This is a genomic window from Methylobacterium sp. E-012 (assembly GCF_057836545.1).
In genome coordinates, this window is record NZ_JBYQEY010000001.1 from 2138236 (window position 1) to 2163745 (window position 25510).

Consider the following 25510-nt stretch of genomic DNA (forward strand, 5'->3'; position numbering starts at 1 on the left):
CCCTCTCCCACACCCGACCCGAGACACCCCCCGGGGCCTGACCGGCGCACATGGATGCGCGCGGCGGCCTCGTGATGAAGGCCGCCGCCATGACGAAGAAGACCCCCGCCCAAGCCCTGAAGCGCCTCACCCGCATGACGGGCCAGGAGTGCAAGGACGCCTACGACGACGGCTATCCCGTGTACGGCGAGCCCACCAATGAGCAAGGCAAGCCGCCCACACCGGAGGAGGTGCTGGCCACGGCGAGCGTCAGCATGGTGCTCGCGGTCAGCATGCTGCACGCGATGCTGCCGCCAAAGGTCATCACCCGCATCCAAGCGCCGCCGAGCCTAGCGCTGGTGGTGGCAGTTCCCGGACCGGACTGGATCGGGCCTATCGCGCTTGCCCTTACGTCTTTGCGAGCCTGGACCGAGGTGATTAAGCGAGGAACTGGCGGGAGCAAGACATCGGACAAGCCGAGCGTCGGGAACGACACCGTGGCAGCCGCACTCGGCGCCGGTCGGAGCGTTCTCGGCGTAACGACAGCCCCAGACCGTTACCTGCCTGCGGCCCTCATCACGGCGGCCGATCTTCGTATTGAGCTGAAGTCACCCTCCCCGAAGGCTGTGCGAGCGACCATTCGGCTCGTCACCGGGCGCCGCGCCGGCCGGTTGCCCGCCGACATCGTCCAGGGCCTGGGCTTCGACGAGATCACAAGCTGCCTCCGCAAGGGGAGCACGCCACGAGATTGCGTCCGCCGACTCAAGGCAGCTTCAGCCTCGAAGCGGACTGGCTCCTTGGATTTGGCCGACGTTCCCTTGGTTGAGGATACCTGGGGCTACGGGCCAGCGGGAGATCACGCCAGGGCCCTCGTCGAGTCCGTCAAGGCTCATCGCCGTGGAGCACCATGGCCGGCAGCGGGAACGCGGTTCATTTTGGCTGGGCCGCCCGGAACCGGCAAGACATCGCTAGCGCGCAGTGTTGCCAAGTCTTTGGGCGTAAATATCACAGCAACGAGCGTGTCCGCCTGGTTTGCTCAGACGGGTGGTTATCTCAATGATATTTGCCGCAAGGTAGATGAGGTATTCATGGAGGCATCGCAATCCGGGGGCGTACTCTTAATCGATGAGATTGATAGCATTCCTAACCGCGAGACATGCGACAGCAAGTACCGTGACTACTGGGTAGCCGTTGTCTCCCACATCCTGACGACTCTGGACGGAGCGGTTTCTAGCCCGGCATCAAGGCTGATCATCATCGGCGCCACCAACTTCCCCGAGAGGTTGGACCCGGCCCTTACGAGGCCGGGCCGCCTCGACCGGGTCGTGAGGATCGACCTGCCGGACGAGCAAGCAATCGAGGGCATTTTGCGCCAGCACCTCGCAGGCGCCCTCGCCGACCAAGACCTTGCACCTATCGCGGCGATTGGCGCCGGCGCCACCGGAGCCGACATCGCCGGATGGGCTGCCGGCGCCCGTATGATCGCAACCGCTGGCAAGCGTCCGATGGTCCTGGCGGACCTCATCGGTCAGATCGTGCCACCGGAAACTCGCACACCGGCTCAACAACTTTCGGTGGCACGGCATGAGGCTAGTCACGCAGCGATTTTACAGGTCCAGAACATTGGGGAAGTTCGAACGGTCTCCCTCGTCGCCCAGGGCGCCTTTGCAGGCCGGACCACGAGCCGCCTGAACGACACGAGCATGATGTCGGCGACAGAGCTCGACGCGCTTGTCATCAGCGTCCTGGCCGGCCGCGCCGCCGATCAGCACTGGAATGTCGTGACCTCGGGCTCAGCCGGCGGTTCGAGCTCGGACCTGGCGCATGCGACGGCGCTGGTGGCCGGGAAGCACGCCTCGTGGGGACTGGGACAAAGTTTGCTTTTCAGAGGCGACCAAGTTGACGCGTTAGAGCTAATTAGGATCGATCCGGCGTTTAGGCGGGTAGTCGATGAGGACCTCACTCGACTCTACGCCATCGCCCGGGACCTCGTCAGCCAGAACGCCGCCCTGATCGACCGGATCGCGCACCGGCTGGTCGAGCGCCGTGTGATGGGTGGAGACGAAGTCCGCGAGATCATCGCGGGCCCTCAGACGCTCGGCTCGAAGGGAGCCCGGAAGCCCGGCAAGGGAGGCCCCCATGCTTGAGGACCCCGATGAGCGGATCGCCCAGGTCATGCTCGGCCTGTTGAAGGCAAGGCGCGCCCTCCATCACGACCCGCAGACCTTCGACGACCTGGTCGGCTCAATCCTGGTGGAGGTCGACTTGGGTATTCAGGTCGCCGAGGAGGCCGCCCTGGAAGCCTGCTACCGGCGCAAGGTCGAAGGCAACGTCGTCAGGTTCCCAACCGGCCCTAGTCCGGCATCCCTGGAGGGTTCGCCTCCCTCGGGACCGAGATGTCCCGAATGAGGAATCGAATGTGATCCGTAAAAACTATTCGTAGTCACTACGCTCCGAACTGGCTTGGCAGTTCTCCAGATTCGCCTGGATCCCAAATGGGTCCTATGCAAAATTAGCGTCATGGAACACGTCGCGCAACACATGGCCGCCTCCGAGCGGGCCTATCGTCAGCTTGGCTCGATAGCCTAAGGTCGTTGCGGACCTTCGGCCGGGAGCCCTGGCCGACCTAGACCCTCCACGAGCCGGCCTTCATCTGGCCAGGCATCCGGCGAACCGCCGGAACGGGAGGCTTCCATGACTCCACGGAACATATCCCAACGGTAGATGCCCGGACCGAGGCAGTTCGCCTTGTCTAACGTCGACCTACTGCGCCTGCCGCACCCACAACTCCATCAGATGCAATCGCATCTTCGCCCTCGCAGGGAGAGCCCCGCCATGCCCTTCGCCATGACCATACGCAGCCTCATGGGCCGCCCCGCCAAACATCCATCCTGCCCAGCGCGTCCGACCGCGACGGGTCCCCCAACGAACGGGAGGATACCCCAATGACGAGCCATCATTCCAAGACCGCCACCGACCTCACTGAGGACCGCGCCGCCTTCGCCGGCTACTCCGATAGCCAGGCTAGAGAGAGCGGCTGCCCATCCGACGCGCGAAATACCGCGCTCCTCGATGCCATCGACCGGATCGCGGCATCCTGCAGCCGACGCGACGGCACCTCTGCAAAGCAGGCCGGGAAAGGCCAGCCCAAAGTCCGAATACGAAGCTCCCGAAGAGCCTGACGGACCCCCGCTGACCAACCAAGTGGTCCCATCCAGACCGCTTCTCCCGCCCTTAGCCCCCATCCCCGGGCCATCAGAGGTCACCACCATGATCAGAGAAATCGCGTCGGTTTCCCCCTTTGGCAACGAATGGAGCGGCATCGCCGCCCCCAAGAGCGCGGAAGTGGAATTCCACTTCGAACGCGTCTTCACCATCGCCGAAGTCGCCAAGAAGCTCGGACTGTCGCCTCGGCAGGTCCAGGCCCACGTCGACGACGGCAACCTGATCGCGGTCAACGTCGGCCGCGGGAAGGAACGCCGCGACCTCAGAGTCCTCGACGAGGACCTTGAGGGGTTCGCCCGGCGCCGAAAGACGGGAGCGGTTCCGTCGTTGCCTGCCCTCGTGAGCAACGACCCGCCCCCGCCCCTAGCGACGGCTCCCAAGAGCTACGCGGCCCGACGAGAGGAGCGACTGGCCCAGCGCAAGCGCTGAAACCAGTCTCATGATCGAGCCGGCGGTGGTCCAACCTCCGCCGGCCCCTCGGAACCACCCCGCCATTCAGAGATCCGGCACCCGCCGGCCCCGACCCGCCGGAGGACCTCCGGCTGGTGACGGTGACCCTTGTCCAAAATTCCACAGGAGATCGACCATGACGAAGAACACCACCACCCAGAACGCCCGTGGCACTCGCTCTGCCGTCAAGCCTCCGAAGTCGCTCGTGTGGAAGCCCAAGAAGAGCCCGTTCTACCACATGGACTTCAAGGTGAAGGGCCAGCGTGTCACCGGCTCGACCAAGTTGTCCAACAAGCGGGAGGCTTACGCCTACGCCAAGGACGAGCGTGACAAGGTCATCGCCTTGCACGTCAAGCTCGGCGCAGCCCGCGGTCGCGACATGACCATCCTGGCCGCGGCGGACCGGTACTACCGGGAACGCGGCCAGTTCACCACCAACCCGGGAAAGATCGAGGCGAACCTCGACTGGCTCGTGGACCGGATCGGTGAGAAGACGCGCATCTCGCAGATCGACGACGAGATGCTTGCCCGGCTGATGGCGGAACGGCGGGAGATGTTCCGCTGGAACGACCCCAAGCTGGGGAAGGTGGCAGCGACCACGGTCAACCAGAGCGTCCTCGACATGGTTCGGCTCCTGTTGAGCCGGGCCAGGATGGACTGGAAGGTGCCGCTGCCGGACGAGCCGAACTACAAGCGGCACCGTCTCGACATCGGGGAGCGGGTGAAGGAGCTCAAGATCCGAGAGGAGTTCGCTCTCAGCACCCAGCGACAGGACTACTGGGGCCTATGCGAGTTCGTACTCGCCACGGGCCTACGGAAGAGCGACGCTCTTCTCAAGTGGTCTCAGGTGGACTGGGACGAGGGCGTCCTTCGCCTCGCGACGAAGGGTAAGAAGCACAAGAAGAACCACGAAGTGCAGATTACCCCCGAAGTTAGGCGCATGCTGCTGGCGCAGCGGGGATTTGACGAAGAGTTCGTCTGGACCTTCGTCGAGACTCGAACGTGGAAGCAGAAGAAGACGGGGCTGGAATACCGTGAGGGGGAGCGATACCCCGTCACCTACAACCGGTTCAGTGCCAACTTCCGAAGCATGTGCAACCGGGCGGGTGTGAAGGACATCCGCATCCACGACCTCAGGAAGACGGCGGGAGCGCGGATGCACCGCGCAACCGGCGACCTGGTCGCGGTGCAGTCGCTTCTGGGCCACGCGAACATCTCGCTGACCCGCAAGCACTACGTCCACATCTCGGGGGCGGACGTCCGGAAGCGTATGGCGGCGACGGCCGCATACTACGCGGAGAAGAAGGCCGAGGCGTTGAAGGGCGGCATTGACCCCGCCATCGACGACGAGCCGGCTCCGATCCACTGAGAACCTACCGGATACAACATCGAGGGGGCCCCCAATCGGGGGCCCCTTTTCTTTTTCCAATCCGCGCAAGCACTTATTGTAACTTGAGCCTGCCCGCCCCGCTCAGGTCGCAGATTTCCCTCAAACTCGTACTTGACGAAAGGTTAAGGTGGGAACATCTTTATGTCGTCTGCGACGCAGGCACGCGAACTCCAAACCCCTGCCACTGGGCAGTGGGGCGGCAACGCGGGGCGACTGATCGTTAAGGTCATCAGCCCCGTACGCCTTGAGAAGGTTCCAACGTGTTTGCGGCCGCCTTCGGTGACGCTGGGTTCGCCCAGTAAACGGATGGAGGAGCGCACGGGCCCCCATGGGTCCTTGGCACCTCGGAACGACCCCCCAGTCGCGCCCGAGGCCCTGAAGAGCTTCGAGCCTTCGGTCGCATTGCCAAGGAAACCATCATGTCCAAGCCCAACGAGATCCATGCCCTTCCGCGCCCTGTCGAGGCGCTCCCGGATTATGCGGCGTCATCGTCGCGCAACACCCTGGCCATCAGGCTGACCGAAGCGACCGGCCTCTCCGAGGAAGCCGCCCGGTGCATCGGGAATACGGTCGTCGACCCTTCTTCGGTCCGTAAGACCATCGGCGAACCCAAGACCCCGAACTTCGAGCGGATCGCCGTCCCCGGCGGGACCTTGCTCGGCATCCGCACCACCGTGTGGGCACGTCGGGTCATGCCCGACCCCCGCAATCCGCGTATCCTCCCCTCGCGTCGGCACCCGTTCGCCATCGATCCTGGCACGGGTGGAGAGGACTCGAAGTTCCGGCCTGTGCCGGAGCCGCGGTCTCCCGAGGGTGTTTCCGCAACGACCGCGGAGCTCACCGTCGATATCGAGAGCCGGCATCACCTGAACTGGGCGTCCCAGCAGGCCGCCGGCTACGTCAGCTTCAACAACGACTGGTCGGAGTCCATCAAGCATCACGGCGTGATGGAAGCCGTCTGGCTTGTGGCGACCACTTATCGGCACGATGACGGCTCCGACCCCGTGACCGTGCTGACCACTGCCGAGGGATCGTCCCGCATGACTGCGGTTCACTCGATCCTCGGGGAACGGTCTTCCGATGTTCCGTATGACGAGGCGGGCCCCAAGTTCCGCGCCCGCATCAAGCGCCTTAACGACGCGTTCGCCTCCGGACCGAGCTCTGAGGACGTCGTCGCGCTTCGCTGCGAGCGGGTGCCGGCGCTCATCATCGTCGGCTTCGAGCCGTTTGCCCAGAGCTCGACGACCTTCCCGACCGCGCTTAGGTCCTTCGTGGCCCTGCGCCACGTCGATCCGCCGAGCCCCTGGGGTGACGGACCCGAGAACGAGGCCCTCGCCGACGAGGTCCTCGACGAGCTCGCCCGTCGTTCGCTCATCTCCGCGACGGAGGCGGCGTACTATGCCGGCTCCTGCACCAAGTCCGAGGCGAAGGCCGCGCATCTGTCGGATGACCCAGCCGTGCGTGCCGCCGCCATCGTTGGGCTTCTGACGAACCAGGACGGCCGGTTCCGCGACGCGATCCGGGTTGCCGTCACGAGCCAGTCGACCCGGAAGCGGATCAACCAGCGGCTGCTGAACGACCTGGCCACCGCGTTGGTCCTTCGTGCCGTGGCAGGCGATCCTGCCAAGGTGGACCAGGCCCGGCGCTACCTGCGCCATGCCTTCGGCAAGTCCGTCCACAGCGGTGGTTGGGCGCCGACCGGTCGCAGCACCGAGCAGTTGGTGCACGACGCGATGGCGGAGGTGCGTGCCTCCATCGCAGCAGGAACCGTCGACGAGACGGGCCCGGCCTCGATGGAGCTCGCGGTCCGCGCCGCCTACCCGTTGATCATCGACGGAAGGCTGAATGCCGATAGGGGGACCTCGGGCAACGATCAGCCGGATCGCCGGACTCCGGGCGAGGTGCTCGACGCGATGCGGCAGTCCCCCCAGGGCATCTATCAGCTCGGACAGGCCCTCAAGGACCATTCCGAGGGGGTGGCGATCCGCGCGGTCGACGAGGACGGTGAGACCCGCCCCATGGAGGACGGCGTCGGCGAGATGTCGATCAACGACATCTTCCTGCGGGGGGAATTCCCGCCTCCCGGCAAGTCGAAGGCACGTCGTCCCGGCGACACGCCCACCGACAGGTACGAGAACGCCGTTGGGGTCCTCGGCGATGCGATGCATGCCGTCCAGGCAGCGTTCGAGGCCCTCGGACGCGTGGTCGGGGACGACGGGCGTCCTCTCGTCGAGACCAAGGGCGTCGACCAGCGTGCCTGCGGTGCCTGGCGCGAGATCCTGTCATCCGTGGAGGACGAACTCGTCCTCTGGTCTCGCACCCACAAGCGGGCCAACGGCGCGGCGGCGGTTGCACGCCAGGATGTCGACGTCACGGACCAGGCCAACGACGACGCCGATCCGGCGTCGGATTGGGACCGTGATGACGAAGCGGCCTGATCGCCATCTCCCCTGAAAAACGCAACCCCGGGTCGGTGATACGCCCCGGTGCTGCCAACCCGCCAGCTTCGTTAGAGGCTGGCGGGTTTTCTCGTTTCAGGGGCTCAGAAACGCCCCTGCTGTTACGTGCTGTTACAGGTCGGACGCAAACTCCCAAACGAGGATCCGGACGCCAAACGAGAATCGACGCTTATGCCTTCCGGATTAAGGGTTTAGCCGTTCGATAGTCATGCGTGACCCAGTTTCGATTTGCGAAATTTACGGGTGAACGCCTCCTCCTGAAAAACGCAGGCAACACTGATCTATGCCATTGATCTTGAATGATAATATCTGACTAACACCTCCGCCTTCAGGGCTTCGTGAGCCACGTCCACCAGTCCCCGAAACCGCACGTTTCAGCATGGTCACGGTCCTAGAACCCCAAACTCGTCCCAAACTCCTTCAGCCTCCAATTCCGCGCTTCGGACGCCGTGAGCGTGGTGCTGATAGATGTGCCGGTTTGCTCGACATGAAGCGATGTGATGGGGCACCCGTGCCTCATCCGAGATCAACGCTCACCGATTGGCGGTATCGCTGAACGAATAAATCGGGTGGCCCTTGGTCTTACCGCCCCGCTCGAAAATCCGGTCACTTGGTTCGAGGAAATAGTACCCCTCACGTTTGCGCTTCCGCATTTGCCAGACCAGTTCGGGCTCGTTGAGTGGCTCGTTCCCGAGCATCCGAACCAGGAGAAGCGTGTCCGGATGGAGGATCTCCAAAATCCTTTTCGAGCTCATCGGGCCATCCTGGAGGATGCCGTAGATCTCTCGCATGACCGCATTCCAGAAGAAGCGCTGCGTCGCCGAGTAGACGCCCTTCGCTCGTTCCCCGGGTACTCGTACGGGCTTGAGCGGCCCCTGCGATCCCTGTGGTGGCCTTCGCTTAGTTGCCTCGGCTTGCAACCGCCCAATTTCGCCTTTGAGGCCTTCTATCTCGCCTTGAAGAAGCGCGACCGCTTTGGCGCCTCCATCGGTGCTTACTGGACCGTTGGCCGTTGCTCCTTGAGATTGCTTGGATGCCTCGAAAGACGCTCGTAGAATCAAGACCGCCTTCGCTAGCGCGGCAGCGTCGGCCTCGGAAAGATTTAAAGCCGCGATAGGCGGCAGGTAGCGTCGCTCTTCGCGCCATTGCCTGAACAGCGGGCTGACGTCCTCAAGAGATCCCCCATTCGCAAGCTCATCACGGATCTCTCTGTTTTTCGGCACCTGACCGTTCGCGACCATCCGGTCAGCGACCTCAAAGATTTCTGTTTTCGTGACCATCGAAGCACCTCGCCGGAGCGAGAATGGGCGATGATGGTGACCACGCTCTTACGGCATCCGTAACGATACAGGTGCGTCGTTACGATCAGCGTGAGCATGCCATGGCATGCAGGCTGAGGTGCTCGGCCTATGTAATCCCTTTCGCAAACGGCAGGTGGAGGTGGGCCGAAGCCGTGCGACCGCGGACCGGCATTTGACTCAGAGGTCCTCGTCGGGGGGCTCCATCATCTGGCTGATCATGCGAATCGGGTATGATGGGGGCTTCAATTGACATCGTATGAGGTCGTTCCACGATGGCTATCGAATTTCGGAAGAGCCAGCGGGCAGCGCCAAAAATTTACGCGGAGAATACCGCGTTGACGGTAGGCGTTCTATACCTAGGGCTTAATCTGTTTTTTATTGTTCTTTTGTTTCTGCCCTTTGGCGCCTTCGAATCTCTGAAGACGAGAAACCTAAGAAGCATCACAAATACAACAAGGGCTGCGCAAGCGCTTCATATTATATTGTGCGTCATATTTGGGTCATATTCTCTGTATCTTCGGCCGATTGCTGCATCGCATGCCGCCGCTGCTGCCAAGTATGAATTAGAATTTCCCTATCGTGAACAGCTAAAGTTATACCAGGATCTCTCATCTGCAGAGTTGACATTGGAATATGGTAGCAACGGGGCCTTGGAGATATCTAGAATGGCTCGCAATTACTCTGAGGAAAAATATAACCTAAATAGAAAGGTAGCCGAAACTGAAACCGATGTTCTGCTTTGGCTGGTCCTCTCAATCCACGCTTTTGCTCACGTGTTATTGTTGCAATTTGGGTGGCTGTGGCCGCTTCGGAACAAAATAATTAATAATGAAATACAATACTCAAGCGCACAACGTGCCACTCTAAATGCAAAACGCACCGCCAAGTTTACCATCCCGAAAGGGCAGTCGGTCGCTGATGAGCTTCTTAAATGGGCGACTCTCAGAGAAAAAGGTCTCGTAACTGAAGAAGAGTACAAAAGCGCGCGAACGCGCCTTATCGCATAAAGTAGCATGGATCGAATTAGGCGCGTGGAGCGCATTCAAACGCTTCTTCCTCTTTCTGTAAGACTTGTTCGAGTTCCAAACCATCCGGCCCGAGACTTACTGATGCTGCTTCCTCATGATGCAATCTCCGCATCCTGGACCGACGAATGAACTCAGCCATTCGGTCATTCTGCAGGCTCGACGACTCCGGATCCATCTCCATGGTCGCCATGTCGAAGAGTTCACCCGGGTGCTCCGTATGGATCAGGGTGGTGACTTCACGAGCGACCATGACCTTGCCATAGGGCACCGACCCCCTGTAGGTGGCCTCGATGCGGAGCGGTTGAAACGTCAGCCTCTTGAACGCCCCGCGAATTTCTTGGGCCAACCTCGTGCGAAGCTGGGTGCGCTCCTCGTCGGTCGCCAAAGCCAGCCTCGCTTTCAGATCCATCATATGGGCGCGACGCTGTTCCAAAGACGGCTCGTTCGCCCGTTTGGCACCGGTCCGGCGCATTTCGGCAAGCTCGTCCTTCGCCTTGTTGATTTCCTTAGCTAAGGCAATCGCACGGTCCTTGAACTCCGACACGCCCTGCTCGACCACATCCATGATCGCGGCCAGCCGAGAAGTAAGGTTCGCGATACGGGCTTCCACGTCCGCCGGAGTCGGGTCTGCGGGGGCCTGGTCGTCGACGGGGGCCAGAAGCTTGCAGACATCGATGCGCGATGTCTGCTCCAGAAGCCTTTCCTCGACCCAGTCCAGACGCCAACTCCGGTCGTTCGCGCAGGTGCCTCGCTTCGCATCGGCGCAGGTTAGGTACGCAGATCCCTTTGGGAGCTTCCCCTTGTTCACGCGCATCATGCGAGACCCGCAGGTGCAAAATGCCAATCCACGAAGCACGTTGACGGCCCCGTGTGACAGCGGCTTGCCCGCGGACACGTTTCGACCGGCTTTTGCGGCGCCGGCGCGGATAAAATCGCTCTCGGTCACCGCAGCAGGGTAATAGCCCGAGATGGGTGGCCCCGCCGGCACCCTGCGGCCCTCCTCGTCCCGCCGGTAGGACTGCATCTCGCCGAAGGTGGCGCGGTTCTCCAGGACCTTCTGGATGTACGACGGATGCCAGTCCTTCCCTCCGTCGAAGGTCTCGTAGCCGGCATCCTTGAGTCGTTGCCCGACCTGCCGCTTGCCGTATCCGCCGATGGTCTCCGAGAAGATGCGTCGGACGATTTCGCGCCCCTTTGGCCTGAACTCGATCACCCGCTTCCCGTCGACCGTCACCACCCTTAGCCAACCCGGAACGCGGGCTGTGACGACCTTCTCGGTGGCGGTCTTCCGCTTGTTCGCCCACGAGTCGCTCAGGCGACTCGCCTTCGTCCGACTCTCGTCATGGGCGCGCATCATGACCATCAGCGAGCCGAACAATGCCATCGGCTCGGCCTTGATCCGCGCCCTGGAGTAGACCTGACCGTCGATCAGGGTGACCACGGTGATCCCGGCCTTCAGCAGCTTGGAGAACTCGGTCAGCACCTCCAGCGCATCTTCGCGACTGAAGCGGTCGAGGCTCTCGATGATGAGGAACGAGCCCTTCGGGATCTGCCCTTGCGCAACCAGTTCCATGAACCTGCCGAGGGCGCCCTTGAGTCGGTTCAGGCCCCGATAGGCACTGATACCGAGGTCGGTCAGGCTCTCGTCGATGACCATCCCGTTGGCTGCCGCCCATTTCTCGGCGGCCTCGGTCTGCCGGCGGAGGCTGTCTCCACGCATCTGCTCGGGGCGCGAAAACCGAATGTAGCTGTATGCCTTGGCCATGGTGCCGGACCGTATCGCCCAGGCTTTACGACCGTCAAGCATATGGACCACGACATCAGCAGATTGTGGCCGCCGGCCGCCGCGACCTCGAGGGCGCGCTTGGCCCCCTCCTGGCCCTTGATGTCGGCCAGGTCCGGCAGCGGCCCGGCTGGGCTCGCCACGGAGGGCTCCGGCCGGGCCATGACTTGGCTGCCCTTGAAGTGGTTGGCGAGCTGGATAAGCGAGCGCGGGGCGAGCACGTCGAGATCGCCCCCGGCCCAGGCCGCCTCAGGCCCGGTGGCGGCCGGACAGACCAGCCCGAGGCCGCGGGCCCCCGCCGCGATGGCGGCCGGCAGCACGCCGTTGACCGCGGTGATGCCCCCGTCGAGGGCCAATTCCCCGAGGACGCAATAGCCGGCCAGCGCATCGGCCGGGATCGCCCCAATCGCCGCCATGACGCCCAGCGCGATCGGCAGGTCGTAGTGCGACCCTTCCTTGGGCAGGTCGGCCGGGGCGAGATTGACGGTGATCCGCTTGGCCGGCAGCGCCAGCCCGGAGGCGATCAGCGCGCCGCGCACCCGCTCCCGGGATTCCCCCACCGCCTTGTCGGGCAGGCCGACCACGTTGAACACCACCGAACCCGGGATGATCTGGACCTGAACGTCCACCGCCCGCGCCTCGATGCCCTCGAAGGCGACGGTGGCGACGCGGATGACCATCGGTGAACATTCCTCGCGGCATCGGGCCGGGCCCCCTCAGATGTGCGGGAGAATCGCATGGCCCTCAAGAGGACCGCCCCAGCGACGCAACCCGGGGTCGCGCATTCCTGTTCACAGCCGGAAACCGCCGACCGATCGGAGACAGCCATGCGTCGCGCCACGCCCCTCCTCGCCCTCACGCTCCTCCTCGGCCTCGCCGCCGCCGCCCGGGCAGACGCCAAGCTGCCACCCGATCAACTCGCGAAGGTCGAGGCCGTCCTCCGCCAGCAGGGCATCACCGAGTGGAAAGAGATCGAGCTCGATGACGGGATGATCGCGGTCGACGACGCGATGGACGCCAACGGCCGGCATGTCGACCTGAAGCTCGATCCGAACACGCTCGCCGTGGTGAAGCGGGAGGCCGAGTAGGCGGCGCTTGCGTTCGGGCCGGGCCCCGGCCATATAGCCGGCGGGGGGTTGGCGAGGGACGTTTCACTCGCCAACCGGGTCAGGTCCGGAAGGAAGCAGCCCTAACGAGACCGAGCGGGTCTTCGTCCAGCCTCCCACCTCATTCCCGCGCGCGGCAGCCCGATCCCGACCCGGCATGGACGCTTCGACCGGCACGCCTGACGACGAGCCGGGCCTGCCCGGGTTTCCAGCGCCCCCGGCCGCGGCGACGCCCTATCGGGTGCTCGCGCGCAAATACCGCCCCACCAATTTCGGCGACCTGATCGGCCAGGACGCGATGGTGCGCACCCTCGCCAACGGGTTTGCGGCCAACCGCATCCCGCAGGCGTGGATGCTCACAGGCGTGCGCGGGGTGGGCAAGACCACCACCGCCCGCATCCTGGCCCGGGGCCTGAACTACGCCCGCGCCGGCCAGCCCGATACCGGCCCGACCGTGGCGATGCCGGACCTTGGCCTCCACTGCGCGGCGATCATGGAATCCCGGCACATGGACGTGCTGGAGATGGATGCCGCCTCGCATACCGGCATCGACGACGTGCGGGCGATCATCGACGGGATCCGCTACGGACCGGTCTCGGCGCGCTACAAGGTCTACATCGTCGACGAGGTCCACATGCTCTCCGAGAAGGCGTTCAACGCCTTCCTGAAGACGCTCGAGGAGCCGCCCCCCCACGCCAAGTTCGTCTTCGCCACCACGGAGATCCGCAAGGTCCCGGTGACAATCCTGTCCCGGTGCCAGCGGTTCGACCTGCGCCGGGTCGAGGCGCCGGTCTTGCACGCGCACCTCGCCAAGGTCTGCGCGGCGGAAAGGGTCGAGGCCGAGGACGAGGCCCTGGGCGCGATCGTCCGCGCCGCCGAGGGCTCGGTCCGCGACGCGCTCTCCCTCCTCGATCAGGCCATCGCCCACGGCGCCGGGACGGTCTCGGCGCAGAGCGTGCGTGACATGCTCGGGCTCGCCGACCGCGCCCGGATCCTCGACCTGTTCGAGGCGGTGATGCGCGGATCGGTGCCGGCGGCCTTCGCGGAGCTGCGGGCGCAGTACGATTCGGGCGCCGATCCGTCGGTGGTTCTCTCGGATCTCGCGGCCTTCACGCATCTCGTGACCCGGCTGAAGGCGGTGCCGGAGACCGCCGCCGACCCGACGCTCAGCGAGGCCGAACGCGTCCGCGGCGGCCAGTTCGCGGACAAGCTCTCGATCCGCGCCCTGTCGCGGGCCTGGCAGATCCTGCTGAAGGCGATCCCCGAGGTCCAGGCTGCGCCGCGCCCGTTGGCGGCGGCCGAGATGGCGATCGTGCGCCTGGCCTACGCGGCCGACCTGCCGACCCCCGACGAGGCGTTGCGCCACTCAAGGGCCGAGGCGGCCGGCGCACCTGCCGACGAACCGCCCCCGCCGGGGCGTCCGGCCCTGCCGCCGATCCCCGACCTGCGCGGCGGCGGCTCGGCGGCGCTGGCTGCGGCACCCCGCACGGTGTCGGCCGAGCCGCTCCCGGCCGCCGCCCCGGTGGCGCTGGCCGCCCCGGCTGCGCGGCCGGCCCCCGTCGCGCCGCCCACGCCGCGCCTGGGCCGGTTCGAGGATTTGATCGCCCTGGCGGATGCCAACCGGGACATCCTGCTGCGGACGGCCCTGGAGCGGGACATCCACCTGGTGCGCTTCGAGGAGGGGCGGATCGAGTTCCGCCTCGCGGAGGGCGGACGGCCGAGCCTCGCCACCGACCTCGCAGCCGCCATCGAGCGCTGGACCGGCCGGCGCTGGGCCGTGGCCCTCTCGAAGGAAGAGGGCGCTCCGACCCGCGACGCCGCCGCCCGGGCGGTGACCGAGACGCGCCGCGAGAACGCCGCCGCCGACCCATTCGTCCGCGAGGTGCTGACACGCTTCCCCGGCGCCGAGATCGTGGATGTCCGCGAGACCGCCGCCGAGGCGCTTCCGACCGCCGAGCAGCATATCCTGGGGGAGGGTGATGCCGCGAGGGTGGACGAGGTCGAGGACGACGATCCTTGAGGGTCGGTTCGGCGCCCCGTAGTGCGCTGGCCGATACGGACCCAAATCACACCACCAGACGACGGGGAGAGACTCGCATGCGCGACCTGATGGGCATCATGAAGCAGGCCCAGGCCATGCAGGAGAAGATGGCCAACCTGCAGGTCGAGATGGACCAGATCGAGGTCACCGGTGCCTCCGGCGGCGGCTCGGTGCGGGTCACGATGACCGCCAAGGGTCAGATGAAGGGGGTCAGCATCGACCCGTCGTTGATGGTGTCGGATGAGCGCGAGATCCTCGAGGATCTGATCGTCGCCGCCTGCAACGACGCCCGCGGCAAGGCGGAGGCGACCATGCAGGAGCACATGGCCGAGCTGACCAAGGGTCTGCCGCTGCCGCCCGGCATGAAGCTGCCGTTCTGAGGGCTCCCGATCGCCCGTCCAGCGGGAACAGGATCATGCTCCGCCGATGCGAGGACCGGCCAAGGGATCGGACCTGCGCGTTAGCCTCCCCGGTGGGGACGGCGATGCTCACCCATCGCCGGCCGACACGTTCTCTCCGCCCCCGTGCGGGGAGGCGTTGGCGGTGGCGGTGGTGCAGGATTGAGTTCGGCGGTGCCTTCTGAGCCACCCCCACCCCTAACCCCGCCCCGCACGGGGGAGGGGAAAAGCGCTCTGTTTTTAAAGTGTTGGCGTCAGGCTGAGACGTGCCAATCCGGTAGGCCGGGCGGGAGAGGGACCCGTCACCCCCGTCCGGCACGGTCTCGCGGAGCGGCCGCCCCCCTAACCGTCGAGTTCCGGGTAGCGGCGGAAGATCCCGTCCTCGTTGAATGGGATGCGCCGCTCACTCGCCAGATAGGCCGCGATCCGAGGGCGCTGCGCCACGGCCTGGTGCAGCCGCTTCACATGGGGTGCATCGCGTAGAGCCGCCGCGGCGGCCTTCGGGAAGGCGTAGAGCAACCCGTCGACCAGCTGGAACAGCGACAGGTCGGCATAGGTCAGGTCCGTACCGACCAGGCGCGTGCCGACATTGGCCGTCAGGATGCGCTCGAAATAGCCGAGGAATTTCGGGATGCGGGTCACTCGGAACGCCGTGGCCCGACGAAGGGCCTCCGGCTTCTGCTCCGCATAGTACAGGTCGACACCGAGCGGGTGGTGCGTGTCGTGCACCTCATCGACCGCGTCCGCGATGGTGAGCTGGAGCTGGTGCGTCCAGATGCGGTCCGGTTCCGAGGCACCGACCAGCCCGAGACGGGGCCCGAGATGGAGGAGGATCGCGGCGGTCTGTCCGATCATGAGATCGCCGTCGCGCAGGAAGGGCGGCGCGAAGGGCGGCCGCGGGTTCGTAGGGTCCGAGAGCCGTTCGAGCATCGGGGCGATGCCGCCCGAATCGTCGTCCCGGCGGGCGATGTCGACGTAGTCGGCGCCGGCCTCCTCCAGGGCGAGGCGGACGAACTCGCCGCGCCCCTGGATCATCGGCCAGTAATGGAGTTCGTAGGGCATGCGGGCTTCCTCCAGGACGAGGCGCCGCGGCGCCCGTCAGTTGCCCGACGCGGTGTCCTCGGCGCCCTTGTCGGCCGGCGGCTCGGCGCTGGCGACGGCCTTGCGGGCCAGCATCGGCTGGAGCCGTTCGGCCAGCTGCTGGTCCAGGTGCTTGGCGTAGGCGCCCTTGAAGTAACGCTCGCCGGTCTTCGGACCGTAGAGCCGATCGTGCGCCTGGATCATCGCGGCGACCTCGGGGCGGCACAGGAAGCCGGTGATGCCCACCGCCTCGTACCAGCGGCCGGCCCGGGCCTCGGCGGTGGCCTTCGGGTTCGACAGCACGGTATCGGCGAAGCACGCGGTGGCCGCCTGCCGGAGCGGCTCCAGCACCGTCTCGGCCTCCACCGGGTTGACCGTCGGGCCCGTGGGGTGCCGATGCGGCCGCGCCTGCGCCGTCGAGACGAGCACCAGGACGGAGAGGGAGGCGAGGATCGAAGTTTTCATGCGGGCGGCCTCGTCGGGTATCCGAACCGCGTTCAGGATTCGCTCAGGAATGCGTCGGGAACGGGGCTGACGATGCCGCGGAGGCGCCCGATTTTAGGGGAAATCCGAGCGGACGCCCTTTCTGCGCCCGGCCTCAGCCGCGGCGCTCGGCGTTCCAGCGCCCGCGGCATTCCAGCGCGCCGGAGGAGACCCAGGTGCCGGCCCCGAATCCGTTTCGGCCGAGTCGCCCGCGCACGTCGGCCGTGGCCGCACCGCCCGAGATCGAGCCACGGACGATACCGTTCCCGGCGACGCTCCCCTGGATCGTGAAGGCCGTTCCGAGGAACCGCGCCCGCCCGCGCTCGATGCGGACGGGATAGCGGTAAGCCCGATCGCAGGCGCCCGATTCGGTGACGATCTCGACGCTCCACGTGCCGTCGAACCGGTCCGGAACGGCGGCTCCGCGCGGAAGCGCCCGGGCTGGGCCGGTGCAGGCGAGGATCAGAAGGGCAGCGACGAGGCGCGTCATCGGCTTCGGTTCGACTCGGGGGCTTTGCGGCGTCAGGCGGTCTGCTGCGGCGATGGGGCCCGCACGGCCGCGCGCAGCGCCCCGTTGAGCAGCGCGAGCATGTCGCAGCCGACGTGCAGGAAGGCGTGGACGCCCGCCTGTTTCAACGGCTCGCTCAGCTCCGTCGGCTTTCCGGCGAGGTAGATCGCCCCGGCGCCCGCCTCCGCGAGGGCCTGTGCGGTCTCGACGGCGCGCTCGGCATAGAGTGCATCGGTGGAGCAGATGCAGGCGAGCGTGGCACCGGACTCGCGGAATGCGGTCGCCACGGCGGCGGCTTCGGTGAAGCCGTCGTTGGACACCGCCTCGATGCCGCCCGCCGCGAAGGCATTGGCCGCGAAGGTCGCCCGGGCGTTAAACGCCGCCACCGCACCCAGGTTGGCGAGGAACACCGCCGGCCGGCGCCCGGTCTTGGCGAGCCACGCATCGGAGGCGTCACGCAGCGCTTCGTAGGGTTCGGCCAGCCGCTGGGACGGCAGGGCATCGCAGGCGACCGCGGAACCCGCGCCGAAATTCGTGCCCCGGGGGGCGGCGGGGGGCGGCACGTCGAGCACGGTGACCGGTTTCTCCGCGAGGTTCGGGAATTCGCTCGCGCCGGTGAGCGTTGCGCGGCGGGTCGCCACGTCCTTCGCCCGGGCCTCGCGGGTCAGCTCGATCCGCCGCTGCAGCTTGCCGACGCTGAGGGAGGCGACGATCCCACCCTCCGCCTCGATCGCCTGGAACGCCGCCCAGGCCGCCTCGGCGATATCCGCCGTCAGGGCCTCGAATCCGCCCGCGCCGGCCGCCGGATCGCCGACCCGGGCGAGGTGCGACTCCTCGATCAGCACGACCTGGCTGTTGCGCCCCACCCGCCTGGCGAAGGCGTCGGGAAGCCCGAGCGCCTGCGTGTAGGGCAGCACGGCGACGCTGTCGGCGCCGCCCATGCCGGCCGCCGCCGCCGCCAGGCCGGTGCGCAGGATGTTCACGAACGGGTCGCGCTTCGTCATCATCCGCCACGCGGTCTCCGCGTGCAGCCGCAGGGGCTTCGGATCCAGGCCGCAGGCCTGCTCGACCCGCGCCCAGAGGCGGCGCATCGCCCGGAACTTCGCGACGGTGACGAACTCGTCGGCATCGGCGGCCAGGAGCACCGCGATCCGGTCCCGGGCGGTGGCGAGGTCGTGGCCGGCGGCTTCGAGGGCCCGGAGATAGGTGAGCGCGGTGGCGAGCACGGCCGCGAGTTCGGCCGCCTCGCCCGCCCCCGCCTCGTGATAGGGGCGGCCATCGGCGAGGAAGGCCCGGCCCCTGAAACCTGCCGCTTCAAGCTCCGACGCGGTTTTGGCCAGGCGCGGGGCGATCTCGCTCCAGACGGCGCCGAGGCTGCCGGTCGCCGCCAGCACACCCACGGGATCGATCCCGAGGTCGAGGTCGTAGCCCGCCAGGTCCTCGCCCCGCCGCTCGGCCAGGGCCTTCACGAGCCGGGCGGCTTCGAGCCCCTGGCTGCCGGCATCGAGGCGCAGGGCGATCAGCGGCAGCATCACGCCCTTGAGGGCGGTATCGAGGTCCTCGACGCTCGCCGCCGTCAGGCCGTAGCCGCGGGCGCTGGGCGCGCCGGCGAAGGCCAGGACCAGGGCGTCGGCGCCGCCTTCCAGGTCGGCCAAGGCCTGCGTGTTGGCGGCGGTGAGGTCCGGATGGTCAACCCGCGGGGCGATCCGCCAGGGTCCCGGCGCACGCATCGGCTGATCGGCCGGCTCCGCTGCGCCGTAGAGCGGTTCGATCCGCAGCCCGTCGGCCGTCCGGGAGACCAACCGTTTCTCGAAATCGGCGCCCTTCAGCACGCCCTCGACGAGGCCGAGCCAACGGGCCCGGTCGGCGGGCTCGAACAGGTCGGCGAGCGGTCTGTCTTCCATCGGAACGTCCCAGGGCGCGGCATCTTGTGCGCCGCTTTCACCGGATTTGCGTCGCACACCGCCTCGCCGGTGGCAATCACCCGATGGTGGCCTGCGTCAGCCAAAAATAATCAATCCCGCGAAACCCAGCGCGCCCACGATGATCCGCCACCAGGCGAACAGCCAGAAGCCGTGCCGGGAGACGTAGTCGAGGAGGACCCGCACCACGAACAGGGCCGAGATGAACGAGACGACGAAGCCGATCGCGATCAGGCCGACATCGTCGGCGGACAGGAATTTGTAATTGTCGAGCAGGTCCTTGGCGAAGGCACCCGCCATGGTCGGCATGGCGAGGTAGAAGGAGAACTCGGTGGCCGAGCGCTTGTCGGCGCCCATCAGCATCGCACCGACGATGGTGGCCCCGGAGCGCGACACGCCGGGGATCATGGCGAGGCACTGGAAGATGCCGATCTTCAGGTCCATCGGCAGCGAGTAGTCGTAAACGTCGGTCTTGCGCACATCGAGGTCGGTATCGTCGACGACGAGCAGCACCAGCCCGCCTGCGACCAGGGTCGCGCAGACGATCCAGGGGTTGAACAGATACGCCTTGATCATCTTGGAGAAGATGCCGCCGATGATCGCCGCCGGCAGGAACGCCACCAGGATGCCGAGCACGAAGCGGCGCGCCTTGGGATCGTTCGGCAGGGCGGTGGCGATGCCGACCAGGCGGCGGAAATACACCGCCAGGATCGCCAGGATTGCGCCGAGCTGGATCAGCACCTCGAAGGTGTTGTTGGGCGAGTGAAAGCCGATGAAATGGCCCACCAGAAGCTGGTGCCCCGTGGACGAGACCGGGATGAACTCGGTCGCGCCCTCCACCACGGCGAGGATGATTGCCTTGCCGATGCTTGCCGGATCCATCGTCGTGCCTCGTGCCACGGGCGCGCGCCGGCCCAGGCAGGGCACGCCGCGAACCATCTGATGCGTTGTGCCGGAGGCTTCGCGCGTCAGGGTTGACGGGCGGTTACCGGGGCCGGCTGCGCGTGTTAAGGGCTCAGCAACGGTCGGGCAATAACGCTCGTCTCGAAGTCCTGCGCGCTGAAGACCCGCGGTGCAGGGCCGACGACGCGGGACCGGCCGCGCCGGCAGACCGAAGCGCTCTCACGGCCGCGATGGCAACCCTCTACCACTTTCCCTTCTGCGCGAATTCCCGATTCATCCGTCTCGTGCTCGCCGAGATGGGCATGGAGCCGACTCTGTTCGAGGAGCGGCCCTGGGAGCGGCGCGACGACTTCCTGCTGATCAACCCGGCGGGCATCACCCCCGTGCTGCTGGAGCAGGCCGGTCTCGTGGTCCCCGGGGCCGGGGTGATCGCCGAGTATCTCGACGAGACTCGCGGGCTCGGCCTTTCGGGGCGGCGGATGATGCCAGACGACACGGTGGACCGGGTCGAGGTGCGGCGCCTGCTCGACTGGTTCCTGGTCAAGTTCGAATCCGAGGTGACCGGCTACCTCGTCAACGAGAAGATCTCGAAGCGCTTCATGTCCGCCCAGGAGGGCGGGGGGCCACCGGACATGAACGCGATCCGGGCCGCGCGCACGAATGTCCGATACCACCTCAAGTATATCGGCTACCTGATCGCCCGGCGGCGCTGGATCGCGGGCGACAACCTTACCTATGCCGACCTCGCCGCGGCCGCCCATCTCTCCTGCGTCGACTATCTCGGCGACGTGCCCTGGGACGAGGACGAGATGGCCCGGAACTGGTATGCCCGGGTCAAGTCGCGGCCCTCCTTCCGGGGCCTGCTGGCCGATCGGGTGCCCGGCATGCCGCCATCGGCCCACTACGCGGATCTGGATTTCTGAAGCCCCGGCGGATCCATAGCGGCGCCGATCTGCGCCGGCTGGTCGAGACCCGGGCCCAAGCCTTGGGCTTCTGCGGCCTGCGCGTCACCCGGCCCGACCGCCTGCCGGATCTCCCGGGCCGGCTCTCGGCCTGGCTCGCCGAGGGCGCCCACGGCACCATGGACTGGATGGCTGAGCGGGCCGATCAGCGCGCCCGTCCGACGGTCCTGTGGCCCGGCCTGCGCAGCATCCTGGTCCTGGCCATGAGCTATCGGCCGGAGCACGATCCGCTGGCGCTGGTGGGGCAGGGGGAGCGCGGCGCGCTCGCGGCCTACGCCCAGCGGCGCGACTATCACGAGGTTTTGAAGGGCAAGCTGAAGGAGCTCGGCGGCTACCTGTCGGCGAAGGGCGACGTGCGCGTGAAGGTGTTCTGCGACACCGCCCCGGTGATGGAGAAGACCCTGGCCGAGGCGGCGGGCCTTGGCTGGCAGGGGAAGCACACGGTGCTGATCTCCCGCGAGCAGGGCAATTGGCTGCTCCTCGGGGCGATCTACACCAGCGCCGAGTTCGAGCCGGACGTGCCGGGGCGCGATCATTGCGGCTCCTGCCGCGCCTGCCTGGACATCTGCCCGACCAATGCGTTCCCCGCGCCCTATCGGCTCGATGCGAGGCGCTGCATCTCCTATCTCACGATCGAGCATGCCGGCCCGATCCCCGCGGCGTTCCGGGTCGCCATCGGCAATCGGGTGTTCGGCTGCGACGATTGCCTCGCCGTCTGCCCCTGGAACAAGTTCGCCCGCACGGCCGCGGAGACGCGCCTGGCGGCGAGGGCCGACCTCGGGGCGCCGCCCCTCGCCGATCTCGCCGCCCTCGATGAGGCGGCCTTCCGTGCGCTGTTCGCCGGGACGCCTGTCAAGCGCACCGGCCGCGACCGCTTCCTGCGCAACGTGATGATCGCGGTCGGCAATTCCGGCAGCCCGCATCTCGCCGAGGCGGCGGTGGCGCGCCTGACCGATCCGTCGCCGCTGGTGCGCGGCATGGCCGTCTGGGCGTGCGGACGCCTCCTCGGGCGCGCGGCCGTCCGGGATCTGCACCGGCGGCACGGGTCCGGCGAGACCGATCAACATGTCCGCGACGAGTGGCGGGCCGCCGCCGGCTTGACGGGAGCCCGCGCGGGCGAGACATCCGCGGCATGAACCTCTTCGTCTTCGGGCTCGGCTTCACCGGCCGCCGTTTCGCCGAGCGGGCGCGCGACCGGTTCGGCCGCGTGTGCGCCACGGTGACCGACCCCGCCACCGCCGAGCGTCTCGCGGCGGAGACCGGGTTCGCGATGCGCGCCTTCGGCCCCCGGGCCGACGATCCCCGCATCGCCGCCGACCTCGCCGACACCGATGTCCTCCTGGTCTCGGCGCCCCCGGGGGAGGCGGGCGATCCGGTGCTGGCCCGCTATGCGGACGCCATCGCGGCGAGCCGGATCGGCTGGATCGGCTATCTCTCGACCATCGGCGTCTACGGCGACCAGGACGGCGCCTGGATCGACGAGGCGACGCCCGCGGCACCGCGCAGCGCCCGCTCCCGGATCCGGCTCGACGCCGAGGCGGCGTGGCTCGCGCTCGGCGCCGCCACCGGCAAGGCCGTCCAGGTGTTCCGGCTGTCCGGCATCTACGGGCCGGGGCGCAATCCGATCGTGAAGCTGCGAGAGGGCCGGTCCCAGCGGATCGTCAAGGCGGGGCAGGTGTTCAACCGCATCCATGTCGACGACATCGCCACGACGCTGATCGCCTCCATCGACCGGCCGCGGGCGGGGGCGATCTACAACGTCACCGACGACGAGCCGACCGCGCCCCAGACGGTCACCGAGCACGCCGCCGCCCTGACCGGGCTGCCGCTGCCGCCGGAGATCGACTTCGAGACCGCCGACCTGTCGCCGATGGCCCGGAGCTTCTACGGGGAGAACAAGCGCGTGCGGAACCAGCTGATCCGCGCGGAACTCGGCGTCGCCCTAGCCTATCCGACCTACCGCGAGGGGCTGGCCGCCCTGAAGGATCAGCCTTAGCCCATCGTCCCGAACGGCGTTCAAGATTTGGGACGATGCGCCAATCACGCCGCGAGGTGGCGCGACCGGACGAGGCGGCGGAGCAGGCCGTCGCGCGGTCCGGCCAGCATCGAGGCGAGGTAGAGCGCCCCGGCCGCCAGCACGATCGCCGGGCCGCTCGGCAGGTCGAACCGGTAGGACAGGCTCAGCCCGGAGACGCTGGAAAGGGCGGCGATCACGATCGAGACCGGGATCAGCCCGCCGAGATCCCGGGCCCAGAACCGCGCCGCCACCGCCGGGAGCAGCATCAGCCCCACCGCCAGCAGGGTCCCGAGCGCCTGGAACCCGCCCACGAGATTGACGACGACCAGGGCCAGGAAGGCGAGATGGACCGGGCCGCCGCTGCGGCTGACCGTGCGCAGGAACAGCGGGTCGACGCATTCCATCACCAGCGGCCGGTAGATCACGGCGAGCGCCAGGAGGGTCAGCGTGCTGATGCCGCCGAGCAGCCACAGGGCGGCGTCGTCCAGCGCCAGCACCGAGCCGAACAGGAAGTGCATCAGGTCGATCTGCGAGCCGCGCAGCGAGACCAGCAGCACGCCCCCGGCCAGGGAGATCAGGTAGAAGGCCGCAAGGTTGGCGTCCTCCCGCACCACGGTGGTGCGGGTGACCGCCCCCGCCAGGAGCGCCACCGCCAAGCCGGCGACGAGGCCGCCCAGCGTCATCGCCGGCAGCGACAGGCCGGCGACCAGGAATCCGGCCGCGGCGCCGGGCAGGATGGCGTGGCTCATGGCATCGCTCATCAGGCTCATTCGGCGCAGCGTCAGGAACACCCCCACCGGCGGCGCCGAGACGGACAGCGCGAGGCAGCCCGCCAGCGCCCGGCGCATGAACCCGAACTCCACGAACGGCGCGACCAGGGATCCGAAGGGCTCGATCACGCGGCATCCTCGTGGTGATGATGCGCGTCGACCCCGTGCCCGCCATGGTCGTGGGCCGGCACCCCGGCGGCGTGCGGCCCGGCGCAGATCGGCGCGGAATCGTCCCAGGCCTCGGAGAGGTTGCGGGCGCGGGCGAGGTTCTCGGGCGTCAGCACCCGTCCTGTCGGACCCCAGGCGACGGGCTCCCGGGCGAGGAGCAGCGTCGTCGGGAAGTGATCGCGGACCTGACCGAGATCGTGCAGGGCGGCGACGACGGTGCGGCCCTCCGCGTGCCAGGTCCGGAGCAGCGCCAGCAGATCGTCGACGGTGCGGGCATCGATCCCGGTGAAGGGCTCGTCCAGGAGTAGGACCGGGCAATCCTGCAGGATCAGCCGGGCGAACAGGGCACGGCGGAACTGCCCCCCCGACAGGGTGCCGATCGGCCGGGCCTCGAATCCGTCGAGGCCCACCGCCGCGAGCGCGGCCTCGATCAGGGGCCGCCGCCGGCCCAGGCTCCGCCACGCGCCGTCCCGGCGCCAGAGGCCCATGCCGGCGAGGTCCATGACGCTCAGCGGGAAGCTCCGGTCGATCTCGTCGGCCTGCGGCATGTAGGCGATCGGGCCCGCGCGCTCGATGCGCCCGTCGAGGCAGCGGATCTCGCCGACCATGCCCTTGAGCAATGTCGACTTGCCGGCCCCGTTCGGCCCGACCAGGGCCAGGAGGTCGCCGGCGCGCACGGTCCCGTCGAGATGGTGGATGGCCGGATGCCGGTCGTAGCCGAGCGTCAGGCCGACGAGGCGTATCGGATCCGGCCTCCGGAGTCCGGCGCTCATGTCGCCAGCGCCCAGGCGATCGCCAGCCAGACCAGGGTGGAGAGCGCGCCGGCGAGTGCGAGGCGCGGGCCGATCCCGCTCTGGAACAGGGAAGGCCGGGCCGCCGGTCTCGGGTTGGGCGTGGTGGGCAAGGTGTCCTCGTCGCGCTGGCGCCGGCGCGGAGACCGTGCGGGATGACTGGTGCGGTCCGGGGCGGCGGTGATACACTGTAACAAACCCGCGGGACAACCTGCGGATCTGTCGTTGGAGCGATCATGCACCGTCACGAGGGGCACGATGCCTGCCGGAGCGGTACCCGGGACATGCTCGCACGGGCCGAGGCCGTCTGCCGCGAGCGCGGGCTGCAGTTCACGCCGCTGCGCCGCGAGGTTCTCGAAGCGGTGGTCGCGGTCGGGAAGGTCCAGGGGGCCTACGACATCGCCGAGCGGCTCAGCGCACCGGGCAAACGGGTGGCGCCGGTCTCGGTCTATCGCGCCCTCGATTTCCTGATGGAGCAGGGGCTCGTCCACCGGATCGCCAGCCGCAACGCGTTCATACCCTGCGCGCACGACCATGCCCCCGGGGCGGGGGTGATCTTCCTGATCTGCCGCAGCTGCGGCGTGGTCGACGAGGCGTCGTCGGAGGAAGTCGAGGGCGGCCTCGGACGCACCTTGGAGCGGGCTGGCTTCACGCCGAGCCACAGCATCCTGGAGGTCGAGGGCGATTGCGGCGCCTGCCGCGACCGCGATCAGGCGCCCTGACGCCTTCGGAGGCGGGCCCCGCCG

General features: G+C 67.4%; 24 protein-coding genes, 1 other RNA gene and 1 pseudogene. 15 read left to right on the forward strand and 11 right to left on the reverse strand.

Features of this window, described 5'->3' with window-relative positions:
* Positions 1-89: 89 nt before the first annotated feature.
* The 6 genes from AC3IF1_RS10205 (at position 90) to AC3IF1_RS10230 (ending at position 7482) form a co-directional block, all read left to right on the forward strand.
* Positions 90-2126, forward strand: a complete 2037-nt coding sequence (locus AC3IF1_RS10205; RefSeq protein ID WP_489217452.1) for an AAA family ATPase — start codon at positions 90-92, stop codon at positions 2124-2126.
* On the forward strand, positions 2119-2388 hold the full coding sequence (locus AC3IF1_RS10210) for a hypothetical protein (RefSeq protein WP_489217453.1): 270 nt from the start codon (positions 2119-2121) through the stop codon (positions 2386-2388). The genes AC3IF1_RS10205 and AC3IF1_RS10210 overlap by 8 nt, the downstream gene beginning before the upstream one ends.
* 536 nt (positions 2389-2924) lie before the next feature.
* Positions 2925-3161: a hypothetical protein gene (locus AC3IF1_RS10215; RefSeq protein WP_489217454.1), complete on the forward strand. Its 237-nt coding sequence runs from the start codon at positions 2925-2927 to the stop codon at positions 3159-3161.
* Positions 3162-3249: 88 nt separating this feature from the next.
* Entirely contained in the window at positions 3250-3633 is a 384-nt protein-coding gene (locus AC3IF1_RS10220) for a helix-turn-helix domain-containing protein (RefSeq protein WP_489217455.1), read from the forward strand.
* A gap of 157 nt (positions 3634-3790) precedes the next feature.
* Positions 3791-5023, forward strand: coding sequence for a tyrosine-type recombinase/integrase (locus AC3IF1_RS10225; RefSeq protein ID WP_489217456.1), 1233 nt, complete (start codon positions 3791-3793; stop codon positions 5021-5023).
* 440 nt (positions 5024-5463) lie between these two features.
* Positions 5464-7482 (forward strand): hypothetical protein, encoded by a 2019-nt coding sequence (locus AC3IF1_RS10230; protein WP_489217457.1) that lies wholly within the window; start codon positions 5464-5466, stop codon positions 7480-7482.
* A gap of 554 nt (positions 7483-8036) precedes the next feature.
* On the opposite strand, the gene AC3IF1_RS10235 is transcribed toward AC3IF1_RS10230, so the two are convergent.
* Positions 8037-8783, reverse strand: coding sequence for a DNA-binding protein (locus AC3IF1_RS10235; protein WP_489217458.1), 747 nt, complete (start codon positions 8781-8783; stop codon positions 8037-8039).
* A gap of 293 nt (positions 8784-9076) precedes the next feature.
* Here AC3IF1_RS10235 and AC3IF1_RS10240 point away from each other — a divergent pair, with 293 nt between their 5' ends.
* Positions 9077-9811: a hypothetical protein gene (locus AC3IF1_RS10240; RefSeq protein WP_489217459.1), complete on the forward strand. Its 735-nt coding sequence runs from the start codon at positions 9077-9079 to the stop codon at positions 9809-9811.
* 16 nt (positions 9812-9827) lie between these two features.
* On the opposite strand, the gene AC3IF1_RS10245 is transcribed toward AC3IF1_RS10240, so the two are convergent.
* Positions 9828-11597 carry a recombinase family protein gene (locus AC3IF1_RS10245; RefSeq protein WP_489217460.1) on the reverse strand — a complete coding sequence of 590 codons (1770 nt, stop codon included), beginning with the start codon at positions 11595-11597 and terminating at the stop codon, positions 9828-9830.
* Between the two features lie 50 nt (positions 11598-11647).
* Positions 11648-12295 (reverse strand): annotated as a pseudogene (locus AC3IF1_RS10250) (magnesium chelatase domain-containing protein); the annotation flags it as partial.
* Between the two features lie 147 nt (positions 12296-12442).
* Here AC3IF1_RS10250 and AC3IF1_RS10255 point away from each other — a divergent pair.
* The 4 genes from AC3IF1_RS10255 to AC3IF1_RS10270 all read left to right on the forward strand — a co-directional run bounded on the left by AC3IF1_RS10255 (position 12443) and on the right by AC3IF1_RS10270 (position 15142).
* Positions 12443-12703, forward strand: coding sequence for a PepSY domain-containing protein (locus tag AC3IF1_RS10255; RefSeq protein ID WP_243969719.1), 261 nt, complete (start codon positions 12443-12445; stop codon positions 12701-12703).
* A gap of 41 nt (positions 12704-12744) precedes the next feature.
* An RNA gene (gene ffs / locus AC3IF1_RS10260) (signal recognition particle sRNA small type) lies at positions 12745-12843 on the forward strand.
* A gap of 35 nt (positions 12844-12878) precedes the next feature.
* A complete protein-coding gene (locus AC3IF1_RS10265) occupies positions 12879-14741 on the forward strand; it encodes a DNA polymerase III subunit gamma/tau (RefSeq protein ID WP_489217461.1) in 1863 nt (620 codons plus the stop codon).
* Between the two features lie 77 nt (positions 14742-14818).
* Entirely contained in the window at positions 14819-15142 is a 324-nt protein-coding gene (locus AC3IF1_RS10270) for a YbaB/EbfC family nucleoid-associated protein (protein WP_243969724.1), read from the forward strand.
* Positions 15143-15502: 360 nt separating this feature from the next.
* On the opposite strand, the gene AC3IF1_RS10275 is transcribed toward AC3IF1_RS10270, so the two are convergent.
* The 5 genes from AC3IF1_RS10275 to AC3IF1_RS10295 form a co-directional block, all read right to left on the reverse strand.
* Positions 15503-16222, reverse strand: coding sequence for a glutathione S-transferase (locus AC3IF1_RS10275; RefSeq protein ID WP_489217462.1), 720 nt, complete (start codon positions 16220-16222; stop codon positions 15503-15505).
* Positions 16223-16258: 36 nt separating this feature from the next.
* Positions 16259-16705: a hypothetical protein gene (locus AC3IF1_RS10280; RefSeq protein WP_489217463.1), complete on the reverse strand. Its 447-nt coding sequence runs from the start codon at positions 16703-16705 to the stop codon at positions 16259-16261.
* A 133-nt stretch (positions 16706-16838) separates the two neighbouring features.
* Entirely contained in the window at positions 16839-17213 is a 375-nt protein-coding gene (locus AC3IF1_RS10285; RefSeq protein ID WP_243967210.1) for a hypothetical protein, read from the reverse strand.
* 32 nt (positions 17214-17245) lie between these two features.
* A complete protein-coding gene (locus tag AC3IF1_RS10290; RefSeq protein ID WP_489217464.1) occupies positions 17246-19135 on the reverse strand; it encodes a methylmalonyl-CoA mutase family protein in 1890 nt (629 codons plus the stop codon).
* A 96-nt stretch (positions 19136-19231) separates the two neighbouring features.
* On the reverse strand, positions 19232-20035 hold the full coding sequence (locus tag AC3IF1_RS10295; protein ID WP_243967208.1) for an undecaprenyl-diphosphate phosphatase: 804 nt from the start codon (positions 20033-20035) through the stop codon (positions 19232-19234).
* A 251-nt stretch (positions 20036-20286) separates the two neighbouring features.
* Between AC3IF1_RS10295 and AC3IF1_RS10300 the strand changes: the two genes are divergently transcribed.
* From AC3IF1_RS10300 to AC3IF1_RS10310, 3 genes are read left to right on the forward strand one after another with little or no spacing between them, the layout of a single operon-like run.
* Positions 20287-20979 (forward strand): glutathione S-transferase family protein, encoded by a 693-nt coding sequence (locus tag AC3IF1_RS10300; protein ID WP_243967207.1) that lies wholly within the window; start codon positions 20287-20289, stop codon positions 20977-20979.
* A gap of 29 nt (positions 20980-21008) precedes the next feature.
* Positions 21009-22154 carry a tRNA epoxyqueuosine(34) reductase QueG gene (gene queG, locus AC3IF1_RS10305; RefSeq protein ID WP_489220364.1) on the forward strand — a complete coding sequence of 382 codons (1146 nt, stop codon included), beginning with the start codon at positions 21009-21011 and terminating at the stop codon, positions 22152-22154.
* On the forward strand, positions 22151-23014 hold the full coding sequence (locus AC3IF1_RS10310; protein WP_489217465.1) for an SDR family oxidoreductase: 864 nt from the start codon (positions 22151-22153) through the stop codon (positions 23012-23014). Before queG ends, AC3IF1_RS10310 begins: the two co-directional genes overlap by 4 nt.
* Before the next feature lie 44 nt (positions 23015-23058).
* Here the strand turns inward: AC3IF1_RS10310 and AC3IF1_RS10315 are convergent, their stop codons facing one another.
* From AC3IF1_RS10315 to AC3IF1_RS10325, 3 genes are read right to left on the reverse strand one after another with little or no spacing between them, the layout of a single operon-like run.
* The gene (locus AC3IF1_RS10315; protein ID WP_489220365.1) at positions 23059-23883 is read right to left on the reverse strand and encodes a metal ABC transporter permease; all 825 of its coding nucleotides are present in this window, start codon (positions 23881-23883) and stop codon (positions 23059-23061) included.
* Between the two features lie 47 nt (positions 23884-23930).
* Complete coding sequence (locus AC3IF1_RS10320) at positions 23931-24746, reverse strand: metal ABC transporter ATP-binding protein (protein WP_489217466.1); 816 nt, start codon at positions 24744-24746, stop codon at positions 23931-23933.
* On the reverse strand, positions 24743-24877 hold the full coding sequence (locus AC3IF1_RS10325) for a hypothetical protein (RefSeq protein ID WP_279598254.1): 135 nt from the start codon (positions 24875-24877) through the stop codon (positions 24743-24745). The genes AC3IF1_RS10320 and AC3IF1_RS10325 overlap by 4 nt, the downstream gene beginning before the upstream one ends.
* A gap of 123 nt (positions 24878-25000) precedes the next feature.
* On the opposite strand from AC3IF1_RS10325, the gene AC3IF1_RS10330 reads away from it, so the two are divergent.
* Positions 25001-25486, forward strand: coding sequence for a transcriptional repressor (locus tag AC3IF1_RS10330; RefSeq protein WP_489217467.1), 486 nt, complete (start codon positions 25001-25003; stop codon positions 25484-25486).
* Positions 25487-25510: the final 24 nt, after the last annotated feature.